Here is a 23,518-nt window from a genome sequence, read left to right as displayed (position 1 = left end):
CGTGCCACCGCCGGGCCGGTACGGCGTTCCCGACCGGACGCGGATGACGGGACAGGTGCCCTGCGGCCTCCCGGCGCCCGCTAGGCTGGCGGCAGGTTCTGCCAAGCGGGTGAGCGAGGGAGGTGGGCCGGTGGGCGTCGACGAGCCCCTGTCGCGGATGCCGCAGCTGCGGCTCGACGAACTTCTGGAGGAACTCCAGGCGCGTATCAACGCGGCCCGCGGGACCCGCGACCGGGTGCACCACCTGCTGGAGGCCGTGGTCTCCGTCGGCCGTGAACTCGACCTCAACCAGGTGCTGCGCCGCATCGTCGAGGCCGCCGCGCTGCTCGTCGACGCCCGCTACGCCGCGCTCGGCGTGATCGGACCCGACGGGCGCACCCTGTCGCAGTTCCTGACGGTCGGCCTGAGCGACGAGGAGGTCGCCCGCATCGGCCCGCTGCCGGCCGGGCACGGGCTGCTCGGCGAGATCATCCGGCACCCCGAGCCGCTGCGCATCGACGACATCCACGCCCACCCGTCCTCGTACGGCTTCCCCGCCCACCACCCGCCGATGAAGAGCTTCCTCGGCGTGCCCATCCGCGTCCGCGACGAGGTCTTCGGCAACCTCTACCTCACCGACAAGCGCGGCGAGCAGGAGTTCGACGCCGAGGACGAGGGCGTCATCACCACCCTGTCCGTCGCCGCCGGCGTCGCCATCGACAACGCCCGGCTGTACGAGAGCTCCCAGCGGCAGCGGCGCTGGCTGGAGGCCAACGCGGAGATCACCCGTCGGCTGCTGTCCGGCAGTGCCCGCCGCGACGTCCTCGAACTCCTCGCCCGCCGTGCCCGGGAGATCACCGGCGCCGCCCTGGCCGACGTCTCCGTCCCCGTCCCCGGCACCGGCGACCTGGTGGTGGAACTGGCCCTCGGCAGCGACCCGGACGCCCGGCGCGGACTCGTCGTCCCCGCCGACGGCACCCTCTCCGGCGCCGCCTACGCGAGCGGCACCCCCGCCACCACCCCCGACCTGCCCAAGGACGACCGCTACAACGCGGGGCCGCGCTCCTTCGACGGCCTCGGCCCGGCCGTGTCCGTGCCCCTCGGCACCGGAGCCGAGGACTCCCGGGGCGTTCTGCTGCTCGCCCGCGCCGAAGGCGATCCCGTCTTCACGGACGGCGAACTCGAACCGCTTCTCACCTTCTCCGGGCAGGCGGCCGTCGCCCTGGAACTGGCCGACCGGCGCCGGGACGCCGAACAGCTCGCCCTGCTGGAGGACCGCGACCGGATCGCCCGCGACCTGCACGACCTCGCCATCCAGCGGCTGTTCGCCACCGGCATGACCCTGCAGAGCGCGGCCCGCCTGGTCGAGAACCCCGGGGCCGCCGAACGCGTCGCCCGGGCCGTCGGGGACCTGGACGAGACCATCAAGATCATCCGTTCGACGATCTTCGGGCTCCGCACCCGGGAGGAGGAGACCGGGCCCAGCCTGCGTGCCCAGGTCGCCCGGGCCGTGGGAGAGGCCGGTACGACCCTCGGTTTCCCGCCCCGGCTCAGCATGGAGGGGCTCCTCGACACGGACGTTCCGGCGGTGATCGCGGACCATGTCGTCGCCTCCCTCACCGAACTGCTCAGCAACGCCGCCCGTCACGCCGACGCCACCCGCGTGGAGGTGACCCTGCAGGCCACCCCCAGGGAGGTCTGCCTCACCGTCACCGACGACGGCCGGGGCCTCCCCGACGGAGGCCGCCGCAGCGGTCTCGTCAACCTCGCGGAACGTGCCCACCGGGTCGGCGGCACCATGGAGACCGCCGCTCCACCGGAGGGCGGCACCCGCATCACCTGGCGGGCACCGCTGAACACCGACCGCTAGCCCGCGCCCCGCGGACCGGGTCCGGCTCGCGAGGCGCCGTACGCCCTCTCCGGAGGACCCCGCCCCCCGGCGGAACCAGCCCACCCGCTTCCCACGTGGCTGTGATCCGCCGGTCGCCGCCCGCCGGTCCGGTGTTCACTCGCCCGGCCCCTGGGGCGGGGCGACCACCAGCCTGAAGCCCGTCACCAGGTCCGGGCGGATCCGCAGCGCGTGGCTCATCGGCGCCTCCGGCGCCACCCACGGCCGCAGCAGGCCCTCGTAGCGCCGCAGCTCCGCCGGATCGACGACCAGCTCGGCGTACCCCGTGACCACCACACTCCAGCCCAGGTGCGTCTCCGGATCGATGACATCCGCCTCGTACGCGACGACGATCCCCGGCGACCCGGCCGGTGCCGCGATCGACGCCAGCGTGGCGCCGTCGTGGAGCCGCACGACCACGTCGTCCTCGTCCAACAGATGGTTCACCGGCCGGATCGCGGGCAGCGCCCGCTCGGTGAACACGATCCTGCCCAGCGACACCGAGCCCAGCAGCCGCAGCGCCTCACCGCGGCTCAGCTGGCGCAGACGGCGCGGGGCCACGGCGGCGTCACGGCGGCGCTCCACCGGCTGCCGTACGGCTGATGCTGCTTTGTAGTCCATCGTCCTGCACCCTCAGACACCCTGTCGGACACGGTGTTCCTCGTTCCTCACCCGGACACCCCAGCGTCCCCGGCCACGGTCCGCGGCGACAGGGCCGAACGGACCCTTCATCGGCCCCGATGCGCCACACAGGGCCGAAGGGCCCTGGCAGGAGGCCCCGAGGACGAGGCACTATCGGAGCGTGCCGTGTCCCGGGGCACCGCACGACGACAGCGACGACGAAGAGCGAGGACCCGATGACGGACAGCAGCAGCCCCGCCGCACAGGAGAGGGGCCCCGTCCGGGTCTTCCTCCTCGACGACCACGAGGTGGTGCGGCGCGGCGTGCACGACCTGCTGGACGCCGAGCCCGACCTCACCGTCGTCGGAGAGGCCGGCACCGCGGAACAGGCCCTGGTCCGTGTGCCCGCGCTGCGCCCGCACGTCGCCGTCCTGGACGTACGGCTGCCGGACGGCGACGGTGTGAGTGTCTGCCGCGAACTGCGTTCCCGCATGCCCGAGCTGGCCTGCCTGATGCTGACCTCCTTCGACGACGAGGAGGCACTCCTGGACGCGATCATGGCGGGCGCCTCCGGGTACGTGCTGAAGCAGATCAGCGGTACCGACCTGGTCCAGGCGGTACGGACGGTCGCGTCCGGCCAGTCCATGCTTGACCCCGGCGCCACCGCCCGCGTCATGGCCCGGCTGCGCGGCGGCCCCCGTCAGGAGGAGCAGCCGCAGGGCCTGCCCGCGCTGACGGAGCGGGAACGGGAGATCCTCGCCCTGGTGGGGGAGGGGCTCACCAACCGGGAGATCGGGAAGCGGCTGTACCTCGCGGAGAAGACCGTCAAGAACAACATCTCGCGGCTGCTGGCCAAGCTCGGCGTCGAGCGGCGGGTGCAGGCGGCGGTCATCGCGACACAGGCGCTGAAGCCGCAGCCCTCTCACGAGTCGGGCGGACGCCGGACCTGACCCGACCTGGCACCGGGTGGCCGGGGGCCGGAGCCCCCGGCCACCCGGTGCGTGCGGGCTACTCGTGCGGGACGACCACGACCGGGCACCGCGCATGGTGCAGCGCCGCGTGCGCCACCGACCCGATCCGGGGGCCCACCGGAGCATGCCGCACCCGCCGGCCCACCACCAGCAGCCCCGCCCCCTCGGCCGCCGACAGCAGCACCTGACCGCCCCCGCCGATCTCCACGTGCTCGGTCACCGGCACGTCCGGGTACCGCTCGCGCCAGGGCGCCAGCGCCTCTGCCAGCGCCTTGCGCTCGTACGGCTCCAGGCCGCCCGCCTCGTCCGCCAGGCGCAGTGACCCGGGACTGTAGGCGTACAGCGGCGGCAGGCTCCAGGCCCGTACGGCACGGAGCCCGACGCCCCGGGCCGCCGCCGCCTCGAACGCGAAGCGCAGCACCGCCGCGCTCTCCTCCCCGGTGCCCTGCTGGCCCACCACGACCTCCGCCGCGTCCAGCTCCGCCGTGGACCGCCCGTCGTCCGCGGCCGCCCGTACCGACACCACCGGACGCTCGGCGGCGGCGATCACCTGCTGGCCGTAGGAGCCGAGCAGGAACCCGACCAGCGCCCCGTGCCCGCGCGTGCCGAGTACCAGCATGTCGGCCGCCTCCGCCGCGGCGAGCAGCGCCGGAACCGGCGTGTCCGACACGACCCGGGCGCTCACCGTCACCCCCGGGTGCTGTGTCCTCACGGCCGTCACAGCCGTGTCCAGCACCGTCTGCGCCGTCCGTGCCTCCGCCTCCCGGTCCTGCGCCAGCGGTACGTCCAGCGGCTGCCACAGCCACGCGTGGACCAGGTGCAGGGGCAGTCCGCGGCGCTCGGCCTCACGGGCCGCCCAGTCGGCCGCGGCCAGGCTCTCCGGGGAGCCGTCCACCCCCACCGCGATCACGCTGTTCGTCGGGGCCTCGTTCGCCATGCTTCGTTCCTCCGTACGGGGTCGGTGTGCCGTGTCCGGCCCGGCCCGTCGTGCGTGGCCGGTCTCCCCCCAGCCTGCTGCCCCCCGGAGATCCCGGCCAAGGGCCAGGAGGCCCGGGTTCCCTGCCGTCAGGCCGCAAACCCGGGACCTTCCGGCTCGTCCGCCCGGCTGTGCGGGTGGATCCTGTAATCAGGCGGAGTCACGCGTTCCGCCGCCGCCGTCCGACGCGTCGAGGAGGCACACCATGACCCGGACGCTGAAGTGGAAGATCAAGATGGATCTGCTGGAGGACGAACAGGGCAACACCACGGCGGACGCCACCCTGGACACGGGCCAGTCCAGACTCACCGGGCACGGCCAGGCAAGGCGGAACCCCGCGGACACCGACGTCCCCCTGATCGGCGACGAACTGGCGGCGAGCCGCGCGATGAGCGATCTCGCCCGGCAGTTGACACGCCTCGCCTACAAGGACATCGGTGAACAGGGCGCCGGCATGGCCGGCGAGCAGGAGGAGGAGTCGCCGTACGGGTGGTCGACCCCGGGCCGGTGAGGCCGCACGGAAGGCCGCCCGGCATCCGGGCGGCCTTCCGCCGTGCCCGCTGGGCGTCCGGAGGCGTCAGGCGGTGACGGCCGGGGTGTCGTCCCGGTCATAGGTGAGCCGGGTGTCGACCTCCACCACCCCGTCGACGCTCTCGCACAGCCGCACCACGATCGGTACGAGGCTCCGCCGCTCCAGATTGCCGCTGAGCGTGACCGTGCCGTCGTGCACGTCCACGGTCAGCGCCGAGGGCGGCAGCCCCAGGGTGCGGGTGACGACGTCCTCCAGGATCTCCTCCTGGATGGCCCGGTCCCGCCGCAGGAACAGCTGGAGCAGATCGCTGCGGCTGAGGACGCCGATGAGCCGCCCGGCCGCGTCCACCACGGGCAGCCGCTTGATCCGGTGCTTCTCCATCACCCGAGCCGCCTCCACCGCACTCCAGTCCGGCCGTGCCACCACGGCCGGACTGGACATCAGGCCCTCGGCGGTGGCGGTACGCGCGTTGCCGTCGCCCGTGTGCCGCCGCAGCAGGTCCGCCTCGGAGACGACCCCGAGCGGGCGCGCGTCCTCGTCGACCACCGGGACCGCCGTGATCGCGTACTCGTCCAGCAGCCGCGCGATCTCCTTGAACGACGTACCCCGCTGTACGGCGACGGCCTCCGGGGTCATCAGATCGGCCACGCTGCGGTGCCTCATCGCTGGATGTCCGTCCCTTCTCGGCTCAGGTATCGCTGCCTACCACCTACCCGTCCCGCACCTCAGACCACACTCGTCGCACGCGGCACGTACAGATCGATCAGCCGGGCCCGGGTCGCCTGCAGCCGGTGCGCCAGCACCTCCGCCGCCCACTGCGTCAGCGCGAACCCGAAGCCCGCCTCGGACGCGCACCGGTCCCGCACCGCCACCGCGTCGAACTCCCAGGCCCGCACCAGGCTCATGGCCTCCGCGCCCAGCTCCCACTCGTACGGCGGGAACAGCCAGGACAGGCCCACCAGATCGCCGTGTCCGAGCATCTCCACCTCGGCCGGGCGACGCCCCGGCACCTGCGCGTCGAGAATGACGGCCCCTGTCTTGACGACCCAGAAACGGTCCGCAGGCTGATGCTCGTCGAACAGACGCTCACCCGGCCGGAAGGAGACCTCCCGGGCCAGCGACATGAGCCGCTCCCGGTGCGGGGCCGGCAGGGCGTTGATCCTCGGTGCTGTGGTGCTCATGCGAACCTCCAGATGAACCGCACACGTCAGTCCCAGCCTCGCGCGGCACGGCGCGGGGCCGCAGGGGCCGCAAGGGACAGGGGCGATGGCCCGACCGTCCCTGCCTTCCCGCAGGACGCGGCACCCCGCACACTGCGGTGGTGCTTTCGAGCGTACGCTCCGCCATGCGGCGGGCGGACGGCACGGCTACGGTGATGCCATGCCAGGACCTGAGCACCTCAAGGGTGACATCGGCCGACGCGTGGCCGCCCGCCGGGAACAGCTCGGGCTCTCCCGAGAGGAGGTCGCCCTGCGGGCCGGTTCGGCGCCCGGGTACATCCAGTACCTCGAAGAACAGACCGCCACCCCCGGCATGGGGTTCCTGCTGCGTCTCGCGGACGCCCTGGAGACCACCGTCGTCGCGCTCACCGGCGGTACCGCCGACCTGCCCCCGGGCATCGGCCACGCCGCGTACCACCCGGAACTCGTCGACCTCGGCGCCGAGGAGTGCTGGCAGCTGCTCGGCACCCACGGTGTCGGCCGGGTCGCCGTCACCACCCACGAGGGCCCGGCCATCCTGCCCGTCAACTACCTGGTCAGCGGCCGGGAGGTGGCCTTCCGTACCCAGCCCGAAGCCGCCCCCGCGCTGGTGGCCCGGGCTGCTCCGGGCGAGGTCGCGTTCGAGGTGGACCACATCGACGACGCCTTCAGCCAGGGCTGGAGCGTCCTGCTCGTCGGCTCCGCGAGAACGGTGACCGAATCCGACGCGGTCGGTGCGCTGGAGGCACACGCCCACACGACCCCCTGGGCGGGCGGTGACCGGGACCTGTGGGTCGCGATCGCCCCCGCGCACGTGTCGGGCCGCCGCATCCGCGTACGCCACACCCACGAGCCCGGCTGACCGCAGCCCGTCCGGAGTCCGGGGACGCGCGTCGCAGCCGCGGCGACCGGAGCGCGGGCGGAATCCCCTCACGCGGCGCTACCGGACACCGGCACGGCCGGGCGGGGGAGAGGAGCGGCCCCTCAGTCCTCCGCCGCGTCCACCGTCAGGACCTCCTCCACCGGCCGCCGCGGCGTCGCCGGGACCTCGGGGCCGTACCCGAACCGGATCGTCATCTGCGCGTAGCCCATGGACGACCGCGGATCGCGCACCGCCCACCGCAGCCCCGGCCACTCCAGCGCGTGCGAGTTCAGCGACGTCGCCAGCCCGTCCTGGGTGGCCTCCAGCAGCACCCGCTCCATCGCCTGCCCGGCCCGCAGCCAGTCCACCGGACGGTCCTCCCGGGTGCCCAGCACCGCGAGGCACGGCCGCCGCTCGAAGACGGCCTCCTCCCGCCCCCGCGCGCCGCGGGCGAAGTCCCGGACCGGCGCCCGCCCTTCGTGCCGGTGCGGCCCGAAGGCGTACGACGGGATGCCCTCGGCCCGCCCGCCGGGGGCCTCGGCGCTCTCCGCCCGCCACGTCCAGCGGGCGATCTCCGCTCGCACCTCCGGGTCGGCGGCCTCCTCCGCCTCGGCGTCCCGCACCAGCTCCAGCGCCTCGTCCGCCTGCCAGTCGTCCAGGAACACCATCCGCGTCCCCTCCGCGACCGCCGCGCCGCACAGAGTCTCCCGCAGCGCCTCCGGCACGGGCTCCTCGGAGAACGGGAACCGGTTCGTCCGGCGCCTCCGCAGCTCCGGGTACAACGTCGCGAGCACGTCGCCCGGCGGCACCGGACGCTCGAAGGTCACCTCCGCCAGCAGCTCCGGGTCCCCGGGATCCGGCAGCAGCGTCACCTCCGCCTCCCGCCCGGCGTGCGCGGCGGCCACCCGCAGGTTGAACAGCGCCGCCCCGCAGCCCACGTGCAGCGCCCGCCGGTCCGGGTCGGCGTGCGGCAGGGCACGCGCCGGATCCAGCCGCATCCGCAGCACTCCCAGGCCCCCGGCGGCCGGAGACCAGCGGAACAGCCACGGCTGCGCGTTGTGCATGGACGGGGCCGTCGTGGCGTCCTCGACCAGGGACGTCACCGTGGCCGTGTCGAGGGCGCGCACCCGAGTCGCGGGCGCCTCCCTCCGGCTCTCACTCATCATGGGCCTCCCTGCCTCCAGCATCGGTGCCGTCCACGCCCGCGGTGAGGGCCGGCCGGGCCCGTCCCGACCGCCCGAACGGCCCTGCCGCCCTCATGCCCGGCCCCCGCCCGCCGCAGCCGGGGACACCGTTCCCGCCAGGCGCCCCCGCACCGCGTCCGTCAGCTCCGCCAGCCGGGTCGACACCCGCGGAGCCACCGGTGCCGGGTCGCGCACCCGGCGCGCGGACGCGGGCAGCGCCGTCACATCCGCCACGAACCGGGCGTGCGCGGCAGCCACGTCGTCCGGCGGGCCGATCCGCCGGCCGCCGCGCATCACCGTGCGCAGCAGCGGTTCCGCCCCCTCCGGCCGCGGCTCGTCCCACAGCGCCAGCACATCGGGGCCGCCCGGCGTACGGAACACCTGCTTGCGGCCCGGGGCCGTCACCTTCGCCGACGACAGCTTCATCACCGGCCGCCCGTCGTACTCGACCAGCTTGTACGCCGAGTCCAGATACGGAGCGTCCGCCGACGTCCCGACCTTCGTCCCCACTGCGAACACGTCGACCGGAGCGCCCGCCCGGATCAGCTCGTCGACGCCGTACTCGTCGAGACCGCCGCTGACCACGATCCGCGTCCCGTCGAGCCCCGCCGCGTCCAGCAGTTCCCGCGACCGCCGCGACAGCGCGTCCAGGTCGCCGCTGTCCAGACGTATCCCGCAGCCCGTGCCCCGGTGCAGCTCCCGCAGCACCCGGGCCGCCGTGACCACGCCCCGCTCCGTGTCGTACGTGTCCACCAGGAACGTCACCGGCCCCGGGTGGGCGCGGGCGAACGCCCGGAACGCCGCCTCCTCGTCGGGGAAGGCCTCCACGTACGAGTGCGCCATCGTCCCGGACGCGGTCAGCCCGAGCCGGGTCGCGGCGGCCACGTTGCTGGTCCCGGCGAAGCCGACGATCCCGCCCGTCCGGGCCGCCTGGAAACCGGCCTGGGGCCCGTGCGCCCGGCGCAGTGAGAAGTCGATCACCGGGTGCCCCGCGGCGGCCAGCACACTGCGTGCCGCCTTCGACGCCACGGTCGTCTGATGGCTCACCAGCGCCAGCAGGTAGGACTCCACCAGCTGTGCCTGCGGCAGCGGCGCGGTCACCTCCAGCAGCGGCTCCCCGGCGTGCACCACCCGGCCCTCGGGCACCGCGCGCACCTCGCCCCGGAACGCCAGTCCCAGAAGCGGCTCCAGCTCGGCGGGGTCCCGGTCCAGCGCCGCCGCGAAACGGCGGACGTCGCCCCGGGTGACCCTGAACCCGGACAGGTAGTCCAGTGCCGGTTCGAGGCCCGCGCTCACCAGGAACCCGCGGCCGGGCGGAAGCCGACGCACGAAGAGGCTGAACGTCGCGGGGGCGTCCATGCCCTCGTGGACGTACGACAGGGCCATCGTGACCTCGTAGAGGTCGGTGGTGGTGACGTCCGACATCGTGTTCACCGCCCTCCTGGAACCGCTGCCCCGGTACGGTCCGCCGTCTCCAGCATGGATCAGGGCGGCGGCCGGTGCGCGACAGGGACTTTCGGTCCCCGGCCGCGGACCCGGCGACCCTCGCGGCGGGGCGCCACCGGTGCGAGCGTGGAGGCACAGCGGGAGAACGCGCCCTAGTCGCGTGCCAGGCGCCTTGTACGCCCGACGCTGCCGTCACCAGGAGGAACGCATGAACCACGACATCAGCCTCGGACCCGTCGTCGCCGGCGTCGACGGCTCCGCCCGTGCCCGCGCCGCCGTGCTGTGGGCCGCCGAGGAGGCGCAGAGCAGGGGGCAGTCCCTGCACCTGGTGCACGCCACGGGCACAGACAAGCACGTCCTCCACACGACCGCCGCGTCTCTCGAAGGCGTGCAGGAGGCGGGACGCGACCTCCTCGCCGAGACCGCGGAGCTGGTCGCGGAGCGGTACCCCGCCGTGGCCGTCACCACGGAGCTCAGCCCCCTCGACGCCGTCGCCGCGCTGCGCGAGGCGGCGGGGAGCGAGGGCACCGTCGTCGTGGGCAGCCGGGGTCTCGGCGGCTTCGGCGCCCTGCTGCTGGGCTCCGTCAGCCTCGGTGTCTCCGCAGGGGCGAAGGTGCCCGTCATGGTCGTACGCGGCGAGGACACCGACGAGCCCGCGAGCGCCGGGACCGTGGTCGTCGCGGCCGTCCGCGGCCAGGACGACCTGCCGTGGGCCCGGTACGCGGCCCACGAGGCCTCGCTCCGGAAGGCCGGGCTGCGGCTGCTGACCGTCTGGGCGCCGCTGTCCCACGTCGGCACCGAACTCACCCTGCTGGACGACATCGACGGGGTCGCCAAGGAACGCGTCCACGAGATCGGACAGCTCGCCGGGACGCTCCGGGAGGAGTTCCCGGACCTGGACGTGACGACGGAGGTGGAGGGCGCGCGCTCGGTCCCCGGGCTGCTGGTCGAGTCCACCCGGGACGCCGCCCTGCTGGTTCTCGGTGCCCACCGGCCGCCGCTCGGCATCGGCCACGCGCTCGGCCACGTCACCCACGCGGTCCTGCACCACGCGCACTGCCCTGTCGCGATCATCCCGCGCGCGCCGCGGCCGGACGAGGAGTGAGGACACGATGAACGCACCGGAACGGCACGAGAACTCGGGGGCCAAGCGCGGCATCGTGGTCGGCGTGGACCCCCGGGGCGGTTCGCACACGGCCGTCGCCTGGGCGGCCGACGAGGCGGCACGCCGGGACGTTCCGCTGCGCCTGCTCCTCGCCGTGCCCGCCCGGCACGACCTCCCGCAGGGCAGCCGCCGCCACCGGGTGGCCGACCGGACCCACCGGGCGGCGCTGCACGCCGAGGGCGAGACCGTGCTCGCCGACGAGGCCGCGTGGGTGACCGGCACCCACCCCGGTGTCACGGTCACCACGGAGCTGCCGGACGGAGGGCCGGCGGCCGTGCTGTGCGCCTGCTCGCACCAGGCGCTGATGCTCGTCCTCGGGTCGCGGCGGCTCGGCCGTTCCGCGGAGCTGTTCAGCGCGAGTTCGGTGACCCTGCCGGTGAGTGCCCGGGCCGCGTGCCCCGTGGCCGTCGTGGCACAGGAGCCGCGGGGCCCGCGCGGCCCGGCGCACCTGGTCGTCGGTGTCGACGGCAGCGAGTCCTCCCGGGCGGCGCTCGCCTTCGCCCTGGAGGAGGCGGAACGGCTGGGCGCGTCCGTGCGGGCCCTCTGGGTCTGGCCCCGCAGCCTCCTGTCGCCGGGCGACGACACGCCGACGGCGGCCGAGGAACGGCGCCTGCTGCTCACGGCGGGGGTGGCGGGCTGGCCGGAGAAGCACCCGGACGTCCCGTTCACGGCCCACGTCCTGCGCGGCCACCCGGTCGAGGAACTGGCCCTCGCCGCCCAGGACGCCCTGGCGCTCGTCGTCGGACGCCGAGGCCACGGCGGCTACACGGGCATGCGCCTCGGTTCGGTCCCTCACGGACTCCTGCACCGCGCGGAATGCCCGGTCGTCACGGTCCCGGGCCCGGGCGAGTAACCCGAGCCGTCGGGGAGCGGCTGCGGCCCCGCCCCGGCGGCGCGGGCACGGCCCGGTGCGCAGGGTGGCGCCTGCGGCCCGCCGCGGTCGTGCGTCCAACCACCGTGCGCCGCACACAGGGGCAGGTCCGGGGTGACCGGGGCCCCCGCCTGCGGTGCCCTTCCGCCCGAGCGAACCGCCGTCCGCCGTCCCGCACCGCTCGCCCCCTGGGCATCCGGCCCGACGCCGCGGTCGTCGTCGGCGCCCCCGGGCACCTACCGGCGGCCGCCTCGCGTGGCGAGGCCGCGCGCCGCCGCCCACCATGGGGCAGGAGGCCTTCGCGGGCCGCATCGCGGAGGTGCGCGAGACCGACCCGGACGCCCGCACCGGGCAGGTGCCGGCGGACAGCGCGTGATGGACGGTGCGACCGCGCTCAGGGCGGGTACGAGAAGGGCAGGCGGTACGGATCGTCGACCGTGACGGACCGCACCTCGTCGTTCAACCCGTCGGCACATCCGCCGGGGAGCCCGGGGCGTCCGACCGCTCCGGCGAATCCGGTGGTCCAGGTGACTTCCGGTGACCCGGGTGACGAAGCCGCCGACGCCGAGGAGGAGGATCCGCCATGAACTCCGGACTCGTCGGTCTGCTCCCGGGCGCGCCCCTGCCGCTCGCGTTCCCGACGGTCCTGGTGGTGCCCGGGCACCGGCGGTGCGCCGTCCGCCGCCTCGGCCCGGGCGCCGTCCCGGACGAACGGCTCGTCGACCGCGACAGGATGAGCCGGCGCCTCCGGCACTTCCCCGACGACATCACCGACCCGTGGGGCGTGCGGGCCCCGCTCGTCGAGACGAGGGACGCCGAGGCGATGCGGCGCGAGACGGCCCGGCAGGCTGAGGCCGAACCGGACCGGCGGGCCGAGGCCGTCCACACGAAGGGCGAGCCCGGGGCGGCCGAGACCCTCGCGGACGCCACACGGCGGCCGGAGCGCCGGCCGGAGACCGTGCACCCGCGGATCCCTTCGGCCACGGCGGAGACCTCCCCGGAGCGGACAGCCGCACGGGTCTCCCCGCTCCCCGTGGAGACGCTCCGTCCCGGCGGCACACTCCGCCCTCAGGACGCGGCGGCTCCCGTCCCCGCCGCCCCCGCACAGCCCCAGTCCGACATCGGGCAGCCACGTAAGGCTGCCCCGGAGGTGGTCGACATGGCACCGGGAATGGACGAAGACCGCCTGCTCGCCGAGATAGAGCGGTCCCTGGCGCGAGAGGACCCCGCACTGGACGAACGCATGGCCGCGCTCGCGCGCCAGTTCACCGGATCCCCGTCCGGCAGCGGCACCGACGGCGGAGACCGCACCGGCGGCGACGCCGGGCGCCCCGCCCGAAGAGAGCGGGGCCGCCGGGGCCGACGGCGGGACTGGCGCAAGGTGGTGGCTGTCGCGGCGCTCGTGGTGGCCGTCCTCGGCATGGTCCTCACGGCCCTGTTCACCCGCCCCGCGGGAACCCCCACCGACCAGGTGCCGCCTGCGGGCATGTCGGTGGTCGCGACGGACGCACGGCACGTGCTCTGAGCTGCGGGGCGGTCAGGCGCCGTCCCGCTCCTCCGCTTCCTCCGGCAGCTCGGGCAGCAGCAGAAGCAGGTCCGGCAGGCCGCAGAGCAGCACATGAGGTGACAACCGCTCCAGCGTCGCCACCACCTCCGGCCGGGCGCCGGCCGACCGCGCCGCCGCGCACAGCTGGTCCCTGCCGACCCACCCCGACCCGAACGCACCGCGCGTGCAGGCACTGATCTCCTGCCGCGTCACCGTCGCCATGACTGCCCTCCGCTGCCGCTCCGCCACGCACCCCACCCCACTGTCCGTCACTCACCGCGATCGTACCCTCACGCCGGGCCCCCGCTCGGGGCCCGCGAGCAGGCCGGGCATCGCGCAACTCTCACATGAGGTACGGGTTAACAGTCGGCGGACAGCGGGCGTCGCGCTCGGTCCAGTGCCCTGAAACGCGACAATCCAGCGTCACCGGCCGGTCCGTGACTTGCCTTCGCACTTTGCCGCTGCGTTAGATTGGTGCCGTTCTCCGGGGCGGTGCCTGCACCGCCCCGGACCGCGAACGAGCCGTATTCCGCGGTCGCTTCGACGCTCACCCGCACCACCCCCTTTCCCACCGCGCGCCGCCATCCGTCCGCGCGCGCCCACCCGCTCGGGGAGAACCATGGCCGACGACGTCACCCGGACCGAGATCGCCGAACACCTGACAGGGGTCTTCGCCAACGGGGCGATCGGCAGAAGCGATCTGCTCATCGCCGCGGCCGGCGCGCGGCCCGAGGTGCGCCGGGTGCTGGAGGGCCTGCCAGACCGGCGCTACACCGAACTGCGGCAGGTCTGGGAGGACCTGCCGAGCATCCCGATCGGCCTCTGAGCGACGGGGACCTCGGCCGCGGCCTCACCTGCCGCACCCTTCCCTCGGGCGCCACGTGACCCGCCCCTCACGCCCGCGCCTCGTGCGCCGCCTCCGCCACCGCCCGTGCGGGCGCGGGCGCCAGCCACAGCAGGTACGCCGTCCGCCCCAGCACCGCCCGTACGCACCCCCGCGGCATGTACCAGGGCTCGCCCACCCGCACCTCCGACAGAGGTGCGCTGTCGATCTCGCTGCCGCGGCTGTTCAGCAGCGTCAGCCTGCCTCCGGCCACCCGGACCCGCCCGGCCGTCGTCAGCTGGCGCCACCCCCGCCGGATCGGCACCCCGCGTTCCTCGAACTGCCGCTCGGCCATGTCGCGCCCCCAGTCGCCCGCCCATGCCGCCCCTGCGTGGACGATACCCGTCTCCGACGGCTGAAAATGCACCCTCCGTCCTCACAGTCGGCTCGCCCGTCTGCGCGACCCGTAGTCAACGGACGCGAGGGCCCCGGACGTTCACCCCGTGCTGTCGGCGGTACGGAGACAGGCCCGGCCGACGTCCCCGGGAACGTCCGGCGGCCCGGGGAGCGCGGCGCGCCCGCTCACCGGCCGGTGAAAGCGGCGAAGGGCCCGGAGGACGGCGTTCCCGGATCCCGGACGTGCGGGCCGTCGCGTTCACGGCCCTCTGACGGCGTCGGCCGACGCGGAGGCCGACCGGGCGCGCGGCGCGTGCCCCGGCCGCTGAACGCCGCATGCGTGACGTTCGGCGTCGTACGCGGGATCGGGGATGCCGGCCGGGCGGTGCTGGGCGGCCTCGTCGGCCGGCCCGCAGGGCCCGTCGCTCATGGCCTTCCGGGTCCGCCGCCGCGCCCGGGAGGCGAGCGGACGGGGTACCGGTCCGGACGCGACACCACCGGGCCGGGACGCGGTCCGGCCCGGGTGGCGGGCGTTCACCCGGTTCCCGGGCCTGGCGCGGGCCCAGGGGCCCAGTGTTACAAATGAACGTGGTCAACTTTTTCGACCGGTTCCGAGGCGCCTCGGTCCGGTCCCTGGCCGAAAGGCGTCCACGCAGCGTCGCGGGGCAGGTGTTCGTCCTGCAGGTGACGCTGGTCGTGCTGCTGGTCCTGGGCGCCATCCTGGCGCTGCTGCTCCAGTCGCGCAGCGACAGCGACCGCGAGGCCCGGGGCAAGTCGGTCGCCGTCGCCCAGAGCGTCGCCCACGCCCCCGGGCTGCTCGACGTCCTCGAACAGCCCGACCCGTCCGCCGTGCTCCAGCCCATGGCGGAGGAGACCCGCCGGGCGGCGGGCGTCGACTTCGTCGTCATCATGGACACCGAGGGAATCCGCTACAGCCACCCCCTGCCCGACCGCATCGGCCAGCGGTTCGTCGGAACCATCGAGCCGTCCCTCGAAGGCCGGGTCATCACCGAGCGGGTGTCAGGCCCGCTGGGCGACGAGGTCCAGGCCGTGGTGCCGGTGACAGCCCCGGACGGCGAGGTCGTCGGCCTCGTCTCGGCGGGTCTGAAGGTCACCAACGTCACGAGCCTCGTCACCCGTCAGCTCCCCGTCATCCTCGGCACGAGCGCCGCCGGGCTCGCCGTCGCCACCGTCGGTACCGCCCTCGTCACCCGTCGCCTGCGCCGTCAGACCCACGGCCTGGGACCAGCCGAGATGACCCGGGTGTACGAACACCACGACGCCGTCCTGCACGCCGTCCGGGAAGGCGTCGTCATCGTCGGCGGCGACGGCCGCCTGGTCCTGGCCAACGACGAGGCCGAACGCCTCCTCAGACTCCCGCCCGACGGTGAGGGGCTGCTCGTCGACGACCTCCCCGGCCTCGATCCCCGGATCGCGGAGCTGCTCACCTCCGGCCGGGTCGCCACCGACGAGGTCGTCCCCGCGGCCGGCCGCCTCCTCGCGGTCAACCAGCGCCCCACCGACCCGTACGGGGGTCCCGGCGGCACCGTCGCCACCATCCGCGACACGACCGAACTGCGCGCGCTCAGCGGCCGTGCCCAGGTCGCCCGCAAGCGCCTCAACCTGCTGTACGACGCGGGGGGCGGCATCGGCACCTCCCTCGACGTCGTCCGCACCGCCGAGGAGCTCGCGGAGGTGGCCGTGCCCCGCTTCGCGGACTTCGTCACCGTCGACCTCTCCGCCCCCGTCCTGCGCGGCGAGGAACCGGCGGGTACCGATACCGCCATGCGCCGCACAGCATCCCGGGGCATCCGCGACGACCATCCTCTCTACCCGACCGGCAATATGATCACCTTCGTGCCGTCCACCCCCCAGGCCCGGGGGTTCGGCTCCGGGCGGGCCGAGCTGGTGCCCGACCTGTCCCGGGCGCCGGGCTGGCAGGCCCAGGATCCCGAGCGGGCCGGCGCCATCGTCTCCTACGGCATCCACTCGCTGATCGCCGTGCCGCTGCGGGCACGCGGTGTCGTCCTCGGCGTCGCGAACTTCTGGCGCTCCGAGAAGCCCGAGCCCTTCGAGGCGGAGGACCTCACCCTGGCGGAGGAGCTGGTCGCCCGCGCCGCCGTGGCCATCGACAACGCCCGCCGCTACACCCGCGAGCACGCCATGGCCGTCACCCTCCAGCGCAGCCTGCTGCCCCGGGCCCTGCCCGAGCAGAGTGCCGTCGACGTGGCTCACCGCTACCTTCCCGCCCAGTCCGGCGTCGGCGGCGACTGGTTCGACGTCATCCCCCTGCCCGGCAGCCGGGTCGCCCTCGTGGTCGGGGACGTGGTCGGCCACGGGCTGCACGCCGCCGCGACCATGGGCAGGCTGCGTACCGCGGTGCACAACTTCTCCACCCTCGACCTTCCGCCCGACGAACTCCTCGGCCGTCTGGACGACCTGATCGGCCGCATCGACCAGGACGAGGCGGGCGCCGACGACCTCGCCATCGGCGCGGGCATGACCGGTGCCACCTGCCTGTACGCGGTGTACGACCCGGTCACCCGTCGCTGCGCGCTCGCCCGGGCCGGGCACCCGATGCCCGCGCTCGTCCACCCCGACGGCCGGGTCGAGTTCCCCGACCTGCCGGTCGGACCGCCGCTGGGCCTGGGCGGCATACCGTACGAGACGGCGGAACTCGACCTGGCCGAGGGCAGTCAGCTGGTCTTCTACACCGACGGGCTCATCGAGGAGCGCACCCGGGACATCGACGTCGGGCTTGAGCTGTTGCGGCAGTCCCTCGGCGGGCCGGGCCGCAGTCCCGAGGAGAGCTGCCAGGCGGTGCTGGCCGCTCTGCTGCCCGCCCATCCCAAGGACGACGTGGCGCTGCTCATCGCCCGCACCCGCGGCCTCGACGCGGACCGGATCGCGGACTGGGACGTGCCGTTCTCGCCCGAGGCGGTCGCCGGGATCCGGGCCGAGGCGGCGGCGAGACTCGACGCGTGGGGGCTGTCCGACCTGGCCTTCACCACGGAGCTGGTGCTGAGCGAACTGATCACCAACGCGATCCGTTACGGCTCGCCGCCCGTCCACGTCCGGCTGATCTACGACCGGGTCCTGACCTGCGAGGTCACCGACACCAGCAGCACCTCGCCGCACCTGCGGTACGCGGCCACGACGGACGAGGGCGGGCGCGGGCTGTTCCTCGTCTCGCAGCTCGCGGACCGCTGGGGCACCCGCTACACCGCCGAAGGCAAGGTCATCTGGGCCGAGCAGCCCCTGCCGGGCGCCTCCGGCACCCGCGGCGCGGCGGAGCCGGCGTTCGACCCGCTGGACGCCTTCGACGTGGACCCGCTGTGACCCGCCGGAGCGGCCGTACCGCTACCCTCCCCGTAATGATCACTCCCATGTCCGCGCCCGAGGGACCCACGCTCCGGGAGCTGGCCGTCCAGGCGCTCTCCTCGGTCGAGCGCGGCTACGACCTGCTGGCCCCGAAGTTCGACCTGACGCCGTTCCGCACGCCCGACGCCGTCCTGGCTGCCACGGCCGACGCGCTGCGGCCCCTGGGGCCGTTCGGCGCGGGCCTCGACGTGTGCTGCGGCACGGGTGCCGGTACGGGACTGCTGAGGGGGCTGTGCCGCGAGCGGGTCGCCGGGGTGGACGTCAGCGCGGGCATGCTGGCCCGGGCCCGGGAGGCGTGTCCGGCGGGGGAGGGGCGGCACCCGGACCCGGAGTGGGTGCGGGCGGACGCGCGGGCCCTGCCGTTCCGGGAGGAGTTCGACCTGGCGGTGAGCTTCGGGGCGTTCGGGCACTTCCTGCCCCGGGAGCGGCCCGGGCTGTTCGCGCGGGTGCGCGCCGCGCTGCAGCCCGGCGGGCGGTTCGCGTTCCCGGTGATGGCGCCGCCGCGGGTCGGCTCGCTGCCGTACTGGACACTGTGGGGTTTCGACGCCGCCATGCGCGTGCGCAACGCGCTGTGGTGGCCGCCCTTCGTCATGTACTACCGGACCTTCCGGCTCCCGGACGTGCTGGCCGACCTGGAGCGCGCGGGCTTCGAACCCGCCGGGCTGTATCCGCTGGCCGCGCTGGGCCGGCGGCCGGACGGGGCGCCGCGCTGCCGCCTGGTCGTGGCGCGCCGCCCGGCCGAAGATCCTGCTTGATCACACTCCGTCGCGTCCCGTACGGCGAACCCATCACGGTTGCATCACAATGTCGTGTGAAGGCCGGGCAGTCCGGGCACAACCCCGTGCGGGACGGCGTCCGTACGCCCGATCCGGGTGTCTCCGATGCGTATCGCCCGGCCCTCGCTCAGGTCACATCCACCTCCGGGGACTCCGGCAGCGCCGTCGTCCCCGACCTCTCTCGTGCCTCATGGCGTCGGAAAGGCAGGTACGCCCATGCTGTTGGCGCATCCCGCTGTGCTTCGTGAGCTGGTCGCCCGCTACGAGTCCCTGTGCGCGGCGGCGCAGGAGCGGGCCGTCGCTCCCGATCTGAAACGCCGCCTGGACGATGTGACGTACACGCTGTGCGTGACCACGGGCACGCGTCAGCTGGAGCACGCGCTGGCGGCGGCCCGGGCGCGGCTGGCCGCGGCGGCGGGCGCGGCGGGCTGAGGCGCGAGGCCGGGGAGAGGGTCGGCGGCCCCGGACCAGGGGTAGACCGGGGCCGCCATGCGGGCTCCGCAGGGGAGAGCGGATGACCCGGCAGCGAACACGTGGGGCGGCGCGAGGAGGGAGCGCCGCCCGCTGTGTTCGATCATCGGGCGCCGCGGCGCACCTATCGGTGCGTGCGGGCCGTGCGAGAAGTAAATATATATACCGTTGAGTAAGCAAGGGCATGAAAAATTTCATGCTCCTAGATGGCCGAAAATATTCGGTGCCGTCCGGTCGTTCCGGACCCACCGAAGTCTCCTGCGCAGCGCGCCCCCGCGCCCCCGCCGCTCAGTCGTCGAGGAAGAACTCGTGCTGCATGGCCACCTGTTCGTATCGCTCCAACCGCGCCTGTGTGCGCTCTGGTTCGGCGTCCGCCATCGCCTGGAGCACCGCCGCGGACAGCACGCCCGGTGCGGCGTACGAGTCGAAGACAAGGCGTGATCCGGTCGGCGCGGTGAGCGCCACGTCTGCGGCCTCCACAAGAGGCCCCATGGTCAGGTCAGTGATCAGCGCCACACGGAGCCCGGCACGGCGGGCCGCCGACAGGGCCGACAGCGTTTCCTTAGCGTGCCGCGGCATCGCGAACGCCAGCACCCAGCTGCCGCCCGCCTCGCCGGCCTGGAGCAGCGTGTCGTACGCGACGCTGCCGCCGCGTGTCACCAGCCGGACATCCGGATGGATCCGCCGGGCCGCGTACGCGAAGTACTCCGCGAGCGACACCGAGATCCGCAGACCCAGAACCGTCAAGGGCACCGAACGCGCCAGCTGCCGCCCCAGCTCCAGGATCCGTTCCGGGTCACCGAGGACCCGCCGCAGGTTCTCCAGGTTCTCGATCTCGGCGTCGATCGCCGCCTGGAGTTCGTTGCGGCGGATCTCCTCACGGCTGTCCGGGGCGGCGGCGATGGCACTCAGCGCGATCGGCTGCAGGGCCTCCCGCAGCGCCGGGTACCCGCTGTACCCGAGCGCCCCGGCGAACCGGGTCACCGACGGCTGGCTCACTCCGGCACGCTCCGCCAGCTCGGTGATCGACAGGAACGCCGCCTCCGTGAGGTGGTCGACCAGGTACTGTGCGATACGCCGCTGTCCCGGGGACAGCCGGTGGCCGCCGAACAAGGCCCGCACCCGCTCCGCGGGCGTCGGCTCCACCTCCGGGACCTGGAGTCCCGGTGTGATCGCCGCCGCCTGCGCGCGTGCCTGCTGCCCCGATGGCACTGATGGCACGATCCGCCTCCTTCATTCGCCCCAATTCCGCACAAGATAGCGCGCAGGGTACGCCCTCGACTGCCGGTGGGGCTGTGGGCTGCCGGGCCCTCGTTCCTCGCCGCGGGAAGACGTTCCTCCCCGAGCGCCCGTGCGGGGACACCCCCAGGGCGATGACGGCGCCGCCTGCTCAGGGGGTCCCCTGTGCGGACGAAGCCGAGAACCGGGGGAGGAGCCGAGAGCGCAGCAGGGGGCGGGCGCGGTGGAACGGCCCTGTGGTCCGCCCCCCGCCCCGACCCCGCGGGCGCCGGGCGTCCGCCGGGACGGTGCCCCCGCACCGCCTGAGCGCCGCACTCGGCCGGACGGTGTCCCGCCCCGGTGGCCCCGGTGGTGACACCGGGCGCATCCTTGCTGTGTGACCTGGTTCGGCGCCCCCGGTGGCCCCTCCGACCCCCCGGGCCCACAGGAAAGCGGCGCGGCGGAGGCCCCCGTCCCAGACCCCCTGGCCCTCACCCTCGCCCCCGCCGTCGTGGCCGCCGTCGAAGCCGCGGGCGGCTACGCCGGCGGCGTCTACCTCCGCTCCCGCTCCGGCGGCCTCCTCCGTCTCGCCGTCCTCGCCGGTCTCCCGGGCCACCTGTTCCGCCCCTGGTGGCGCATGCACATCAACCGGCCCTTCCCCGTCGCGGACGCCTACCGCTCCGGACACCCGGTCCACCTCGCCGACGCCGAGGAGGCCATGCGCCGCTACCCCCAGCTGATGGCGGGCCTGCCCTACCCGTTCGGCTCGCTGTACGTACCGGTCTCCGCCGACCGCGACCGCTTCGGGGTCCTGGTGGTGCTCCGGGCCACCTCCACCGGCGCCGTCGCCGCCTCCGACCGCCGCCGTGTCAAAGCCACCGCCGACCGCCTCGGCGCCGCCCTGGCCGAGCTGGACGCAGCAGGCACCCCGGTCGCCTGGGACAGCGCCCCCGCCCTGGTGCAGCTCCCCGCGGGCGCCACCCCGCCCGTCCACGTCGCCCGCTTCACCTGGGCCCTGGACACCGGCGTCGTCACCGCCGACGCCGAGGTGCGCCGGATCCTCTGCGGCGAGTCCGGAGACCCGCCCGGCACCGCCGAGGCTCTGTTCCGCCTCCTCGCCCCCGAGGACGTGTACGGCCTGTCCGCGATGGTCCGCCGGCTGACCGAGGACACCGGCTCCGGCCGGCCGGCCGGCCGCCGCATGTGGCTGCGCGGCCGTGACGGCCGCCCCCACCTCATCGAACTGTCCCGCCGGCCCGCCCCCGACGATCACCGCGTCTCCGGGCTGCTCGTCGACCCCGGCACCGGCCCCATCGTCGCGGCCGCCGCGGACCGGCTCTCCACCGGCGTCCTCTCCCTGGACCGCCTCGGCCGCGTCACCTACCTGAGCCGCCGCGCGGAGGACCTTCTCGGCGTCGCCCGCGGCGCCCTCCTCGGACAGGTCCTGTGGGAAGCGCAGCCCTGGACCGCCCGCCCCGCGTACGAGGACCACTTCCGCGCCGCCCTCCTCTCCTCCGAACCGGTGCACTTCCTCGCCCACCGGAACGGGGCCTCCTGGCTGAACGTCTCCCTCCACCCCGACCACGACGGCCTCACCGTCAGCCTGAGCGCCGCCGACGAGCCCGCGTACGCCCCCGGCTCCGTGGCCAGCCCCGGCAGCGTCCTCATGGGTTCCCCGGCCGACCGCGCCTCCGTGCTGTACCGGCCGGTCGCCCTCGCCATCGCGCTCACCGAGGCGGTCACCGCCCGCCAGGTCTCCGAAGTCGTCACCGAGGAGCTGCTGCCCGCCTTCGGCGGCCGTGAGCTCGCCATCTACCTGCTCAGCGAACGCCACCTCCACCTCGCCTGGGAGACCGGCTTCCCGCAGGGCTTCCTGGACCGCTTCGACGGCGTCGGGCTCGACGCCCGCCTGCCCGGCGTCGAGTGCCTCACCACCGGCCGGCCCATCTTCTTCGAGTCCATGCAGCGGCTCGCCGCCGCCTACCCGGGCATCCCCCTCGACGCCCACGTCGGCGCCCGTGCCTTCCTCCCGCTCATCGCCTCCGGGCGGCCCGTGGGGTCCTGCATCCTCGGCTTCGACCAGCCCCGCGGCTTCAGCCCGGAGGAGCGCACCGTCCTCACCGCGCTCGCCGGGCTCATCGCGCAGGCGCTCCAGCGGGCCCGGCGCTACGACACCGAGGCCGCCCTCGCCCGAGGCCTCCAGGACGCGCTGCTCCCGCACCGGCTGCCCCGGCTGCGCCATGTCTCCACCGTCGGCCGCTATCTGCCCGGCACCCAGGGCATGGACGTCGGCGGCGACTGGTACGACGTCGTGGAGACCTCCCGGGGCCTGGCCCTCGTCATCGGCGACGTCCAGGGCCACGGCGTGTCCGCCGCCGCCACGATGGGCCAGCTCCGCAGCGCCGTACGGGCCTTCGCGCTGGCCGGGAACGACCCGCAGGAGGTCGTGAGCGGCACCAACCGGCTGCTCATCGACCTCGACCCCGGCCAGTTCGCGAGTTGCTGCTACTGCGTGCTCGACTCGGAGACCGGCGTCGTGCGCGCTGTGCGCGCCGGTCATCTCCCGCCGCTGCTGCGCCGCCCCGACGGCGCCGCCGAGGTCGTCGACCTGCCGGGCGGCGTCGTCCTCGGTGTGGACCCGGACGCCACGTACCCGGTCGCGGAACTGCAGCTGCCGCGCGGAGCCGTGCTGGGCTTCTACACGGACGGGCTGGTCGAGCAGCCGGGTGTGGACATCGACCTCGGCGTGGAGCGGCTGCGCGGGCTGCTCGCCACCGCCCCCGCCGACCTGACCCTGTCCGCCCTCGCGGACCGGCTCGTCGACGAGGCGCTCCGTGCCAAGGACCGCCCCGACGACGTGGCCCTGCTGCTCGCCGCGCGCGACGAGGCACCCCCGGGTACCTGAAGGAGTCGATCCGGCGGCAAGCCGGGAAGACGCGGAGCAGGGGAGCCGGAGAGTCGCTCAGGCCGCCCCGGGCACCGAAGGCCGCACCGCCCGGCGCCGGGCCTCGCACACCTCGCCGTACACGGTTTCCGTGGCCGCGGCGACGTGCGTCCAGTCGTACAGGCTGAGCACCCTGCGCCGCCCGGCCGCCCCGCACCCGGCCCGCAGCGCGGGCTCGGCCGGCAGGCCGGCCACCGCGCGTGCCGGCGCGTCCGGGTCGCGGGGCGGCACCAGACGCCCGCAGCCCGCGTCCGCGGCCGAGTCGAGGG

22 protein-coding genes are annotated in these 23,518 nt (G+C 74.8%); 12 read left to right on the top strand and 10 right to left on the bottom strand.

Annotated features, from left to right (window positions below; genetic code table 11):
* Positions 1 to 157: 157 nt before the first annotated feature.
* Positions 158 to 1,849 (top strand): GAF domain-containing sensor histidine kinase, encoded by a 1,692-nt coding sequence (locus I3F58_RS14765; protein ID WP_240109089.1) that lies wholly within the window; start codon positions 158 to 160, stop codon positions 1,847 to 1,849.
* A gap of 135 nt (positions 1,850 to 1,984) precedes the next feature.
* Here I3F58_RS14765 and I3F58_RS14760 read toward each other — a convergent pair whose 3' ends face one another.
* Positions 1,985 to 2,488 carry a pyridoxamine 5'-phosphate oxidase family protein gene (locus tag I3F58_RS14760; RefSeq protein WP_240109019.1) on the bottom strand — a complete coding sequence of 168 codons (504 nt, stop codon included), beginning with the start codon at positions 2,486 to 2,488 and terminating at the stop codon, positions 1,985 to 1,987.
* A 236-nt stretch (positions 2,489 to 2,724) separates the two neighbouring features.
* On the opposite strand from I3F58_RS14760, the gene I3F58_RS14755 reads away from it, so the two are divergent.
* Positions 2,725 to 3,438, top strand: a complete 714-nt coding sequence (locus tag I3F58_RS14755; RefSeq protein WP_240109018.1) for a response regulator transcription factor — start codon at positions 2,725 to 2,727, stop codon at positions 3,436 to 3,438.
* A gap of 58 nt (positions 3,439 to 3,496) precedes the next feature.
* Here the strand turns inward: I3F58_RS14755 and I3F58_RS14750 are convergent, their stop codons facing one another.
* Positions 3,497 to 4,396 carry a universal stress protein gene (locus I3F58_RS14750; protein WP_240109017.1) on the bottom strand — a complete coding sequence of 300 codons (900 nt, stop codon included), beginning with the start codon at positions 4,394 to 4,396 and terminating at the stop codon, positions 3,497 to 3,499.
* A 244-nt stretch (positions 4,397 to 4,640) separates the two neighbouring features.
* Between I3F58_RS14750 and I3F58_RS14745 the strand changes: the two genes are divergently transcribed.
* Entirely contained in the window at positions 4,641 to 4,946 is a 306-nt protein-coding gene (locus tag I3F58_RS14745) for a DUF1876 domain-containing protein (RefSeq protein WP_240109016.1), read from the top strand.
* Positions 4,947 to 5,012: 66 nt separating this feature from the next.
* On the opposite strand, the gene I3F58_RS14740 is transcribed toward I3F58_RS14745, so the two are convergent.
* Both I3F58_RS14740 and I3F58_RS14735 read right to left on the bottom strand, forming a co-directional pair.
* Positions 5,013 to 5,630, bottom strand: a complete 618-nt coding sequence (locus I3F58_RS14740) for a CBS domain-containing protein (RefSeq protein WP_240109015.1) — start codon at positions 5,628 to 5,630, stop codon at positions 5,013 to 5,015.
* A gap of 62 nt (positions 5,631 to 5,692) precedes the next feature.
* On the bottom strand, positions 5,693 to 6,148 hold the full coding sequence (locus tag I3F58_RS14735) for a cyclic nucleotide-binding domain-containing protein (RefSeq protein WP_240109014.1): 456 nt from the start codon (positions 6,146 to 6,148) through the stop codon (positions 5,693 to 5,695).
* Positions 6,149 to 6,347: 199 nt separating this feature from the next.
* On the opposite strand from I3F58_RS14735, the gene I3F58_RS14730 reads away from it, so the two are divergent.
* Positions 6,348 to 7,028, top strand: coding sequence for a pyridoxamine 5'-phosphate oxidase family protein (locus tag I3F58_RS14730; RefSeq protein ID WP_240109003.1), 681 nt, complete (start codon positions 6,348 to 6,350; stop codon positions 7,026 to 7,028).
* Between the two features lie 122 nt (positions 7,029 to 7,150).
* On the opposite strand, the gene I3F58_RS14725 is transcribed toward I3F58_RS14730, so the two are convergent.
* Together I3F58_RS14725 and I3F58_RS14720 are read right to left on the bottom strand one after the other, a co-directional pair.
* A complete protein-coding gene (locus I3F58_RS14725) occupies positions 7,151 to 8,191 on the bottom strand; it encodes a nitroreductase (RefSeq protein WP_240109002.1) in 1,041 nt (346 codons plus the stop codon).
* Positions 8,192 to 8,284: 93 nt separating this feature from the next.
* A complete protein-coding gene (locus I3F58_RS14720; protein ID WP_240109088.1) occupies positions 8,285 to 9,637 on the bottom strand; it encodes a nicotinate phosphoribosyltransferase in 1,353 nt (450 codons plus the stop codon).
* Positions 9,638 to 9,866: 229 nt separating this feature from the next.
* Here I3F58_RS14720 and I3F58_RS14715 point away from each other — a divergent pair, with 229 nt between their 5' ends.
* The 3 genes from I3F58_RS14715 to I3F58_RS14705 all read left to right on the top strand — a co-directional run bounded on the left by I3F58_RS14715 (position 9,867) and on the right by I3F58_RS14705 (position 13,219).
* Positions 9,867 to 10,763: a universal stress protein gene (locus I3F58_RS14715; RefSeq protein WP_240109001.1), complete on the top strand. Its 897-nt coding sequence runs from the start codon at positions 9,867 to 9,869 to the stop codon at positions 10,761 to 10,763.
* Between the two features lie 7 nt (positions 10,764 to 10,770).
* A complete protein-coding gene (locus I3F58_RS14710) occupies positions 10,771 to 11,676 on the top strand; it encodes a universal stress protein (RefSeq protein ID WP_240108997.1) in 906 nt (301 codons plus the stop codon).
* Positions 11,677 to 12,277: 601 nt separating this feature from the next.
* Entirely contained in the window at positions 12,278 to 13,219 is a 942-nt protein-coding gene (locus I3F58_RS14705) for a DUF3040 domain-containing protein (protein WP_240108996.1), read from the top strand.
* A 12-nt stretch (positions 13,220 to 13,231) separates the two neighbouring features.
* Here the strand turns inward: I3F58_RS14705 and I3F58_RS14700 are convergent, their stop codons facing one another.
* A complete protein-coding gene (locus tag I3F58_RS14700) occupies positions 13,232 to 13,462 on the bottom strand; it encodes a hypothetical protein (protein WP_240108995.1) in 231 nt (76 codons plus the stop codon).
* A 397-nt stretch (positions 13,463 to 13,859) separates the two neighbouring features.
* Here I3F58_RS14700 and I3F58_RS14695 point away from each other — a divergent pair, with 397 nt between their 5' ends.
* Positions 13,860 to 14,066 carry a hypothetical protein gene (locus I3F58_RS14695; RefSeq protein ID WP_240108994.1) on the top strand — a complete coding sequence of 69 codons (207 nt, stop codon included), beginning with the start codon at positions 13,860 to 13,862 and terminating at the stop codon, positions 14,064 to 14,066.
* 67 nt (positions 14,067 to 14,133) lie between these two features.
* Here the strand turns inward: I3F58_RS14695 and I3F58_RS14690 are convergent, their stop codons facing one another.
* Entirely contained in the window at positions 14,134 to 14,418 is a 285-nt protein-coding gene (locus I3F58_RS14690; RefSeq protein ID WP_240108993.1) for a hypothetical protein, read from the bottom strand.
* A 623-nt stretch (positions 14,419 to 15,041) separates the two neighbouring features.
* Between I3F58_RS14690 and I3F58_RS14685 the strand changes: the two genes are divergently transcribed.
* From I3F58_RS14685 to I3F58_RS14675, 3 genes are all read left to right on the top strand, one after another.
* A complete protein-coding gene (locus tag I3F58_RS14685; RefSeq protein ID WP_240108991.1) occupies positions 15,042 to 17,798 on the top strand; it encodes a SpoIIE family protein phosphatase/ATP-binding protein in 2,757 nt (918 codons plus the stop codon).
* Between the two features lie 47 nt (positions 17,799 to 17,845).
* Positions 17,846 to 18,595, top strand: coding sequence for a class I SAM-dependent methyltransferase (locus tag I3F58_RS14680; protein WP_240109087.1), 750 nt, complete (start codon positions 17,846 to 17,848; stop codon positions 18,593 to 18,595).
* Between the two features lie 237 nt (positions 18,596 to 18,832).
* Positions 18,833 to 19,048 carry a DUF5133 domain-containing protein gene (locus I3F58_RS14675; protein ID WP_240108989.1) on the top strand — a complete coding sequence of 72 codons (216 nt, stop codon included), beginning with the start codon at positions 18,833 to 18,835 and terminating at the stop codon, positions 19,046 to 19,048.
* A gap of 327 nt (positions 19,049 to 19,375) precedes the next feature.
* On the opposite strand, the gene I3F58_RS14670 is transcribed toward I3F58_RS14675, so the two are convergent.
* Positions 19,376 to 20,299, bottom strand: coding sequence for a MurR/RpiR family transcriptional regulator (locus I3F58_RS14670; RefSeq protein WP_240109086.1), 924 nt, complete (start codon positions 20,297 to 20,299; stop codon positions 19,376 to 19,378).
* A gap of 403 nt (positions 20,300 to 20,702) precedes the next feature.
* On the opposite strand from I3F58_RS14670, the gene I3F58_RS14665 reads away from it, so the two are divergent.
* On the top strand, positions 20,703 to 23,210 hold the full coding sequence (locus I3F58_RS14665; RefSeq protein WP_374207973.1) for a SpoIIE family protein phosphatase: 2,508 nt from the start codon (positions 20,703 to 20,705) through the stop codon (positions 23,208 to 23,210).
* Between the two features lie 57 nt (positions 23,211 to 23,267).
* Here I3F58_RS14665 and I3F58_RS14660 read toward each other — a convergent pair.
* The coding region (locus I3F58_RS14660; RefSeq protein ID WP_240108988.1) for a glycosyltransferase at positions 23,268 to 23,518 on the bottom strand (251 nt) is incomplete at its 5' end.

This window comes from Streptomyces sp. MUM 203J (genome assembly GCF_022414595.1).
In the GTDB taxonomy this organism is placed as follows: Bacteria; Actinomycetota; Actinomycetes; order Streptomycetales; family Streptomycetaceae; genus Streptomyces.
This window is presented reverse-complemented; position numbering and strand designations above follow the sequence as displayed.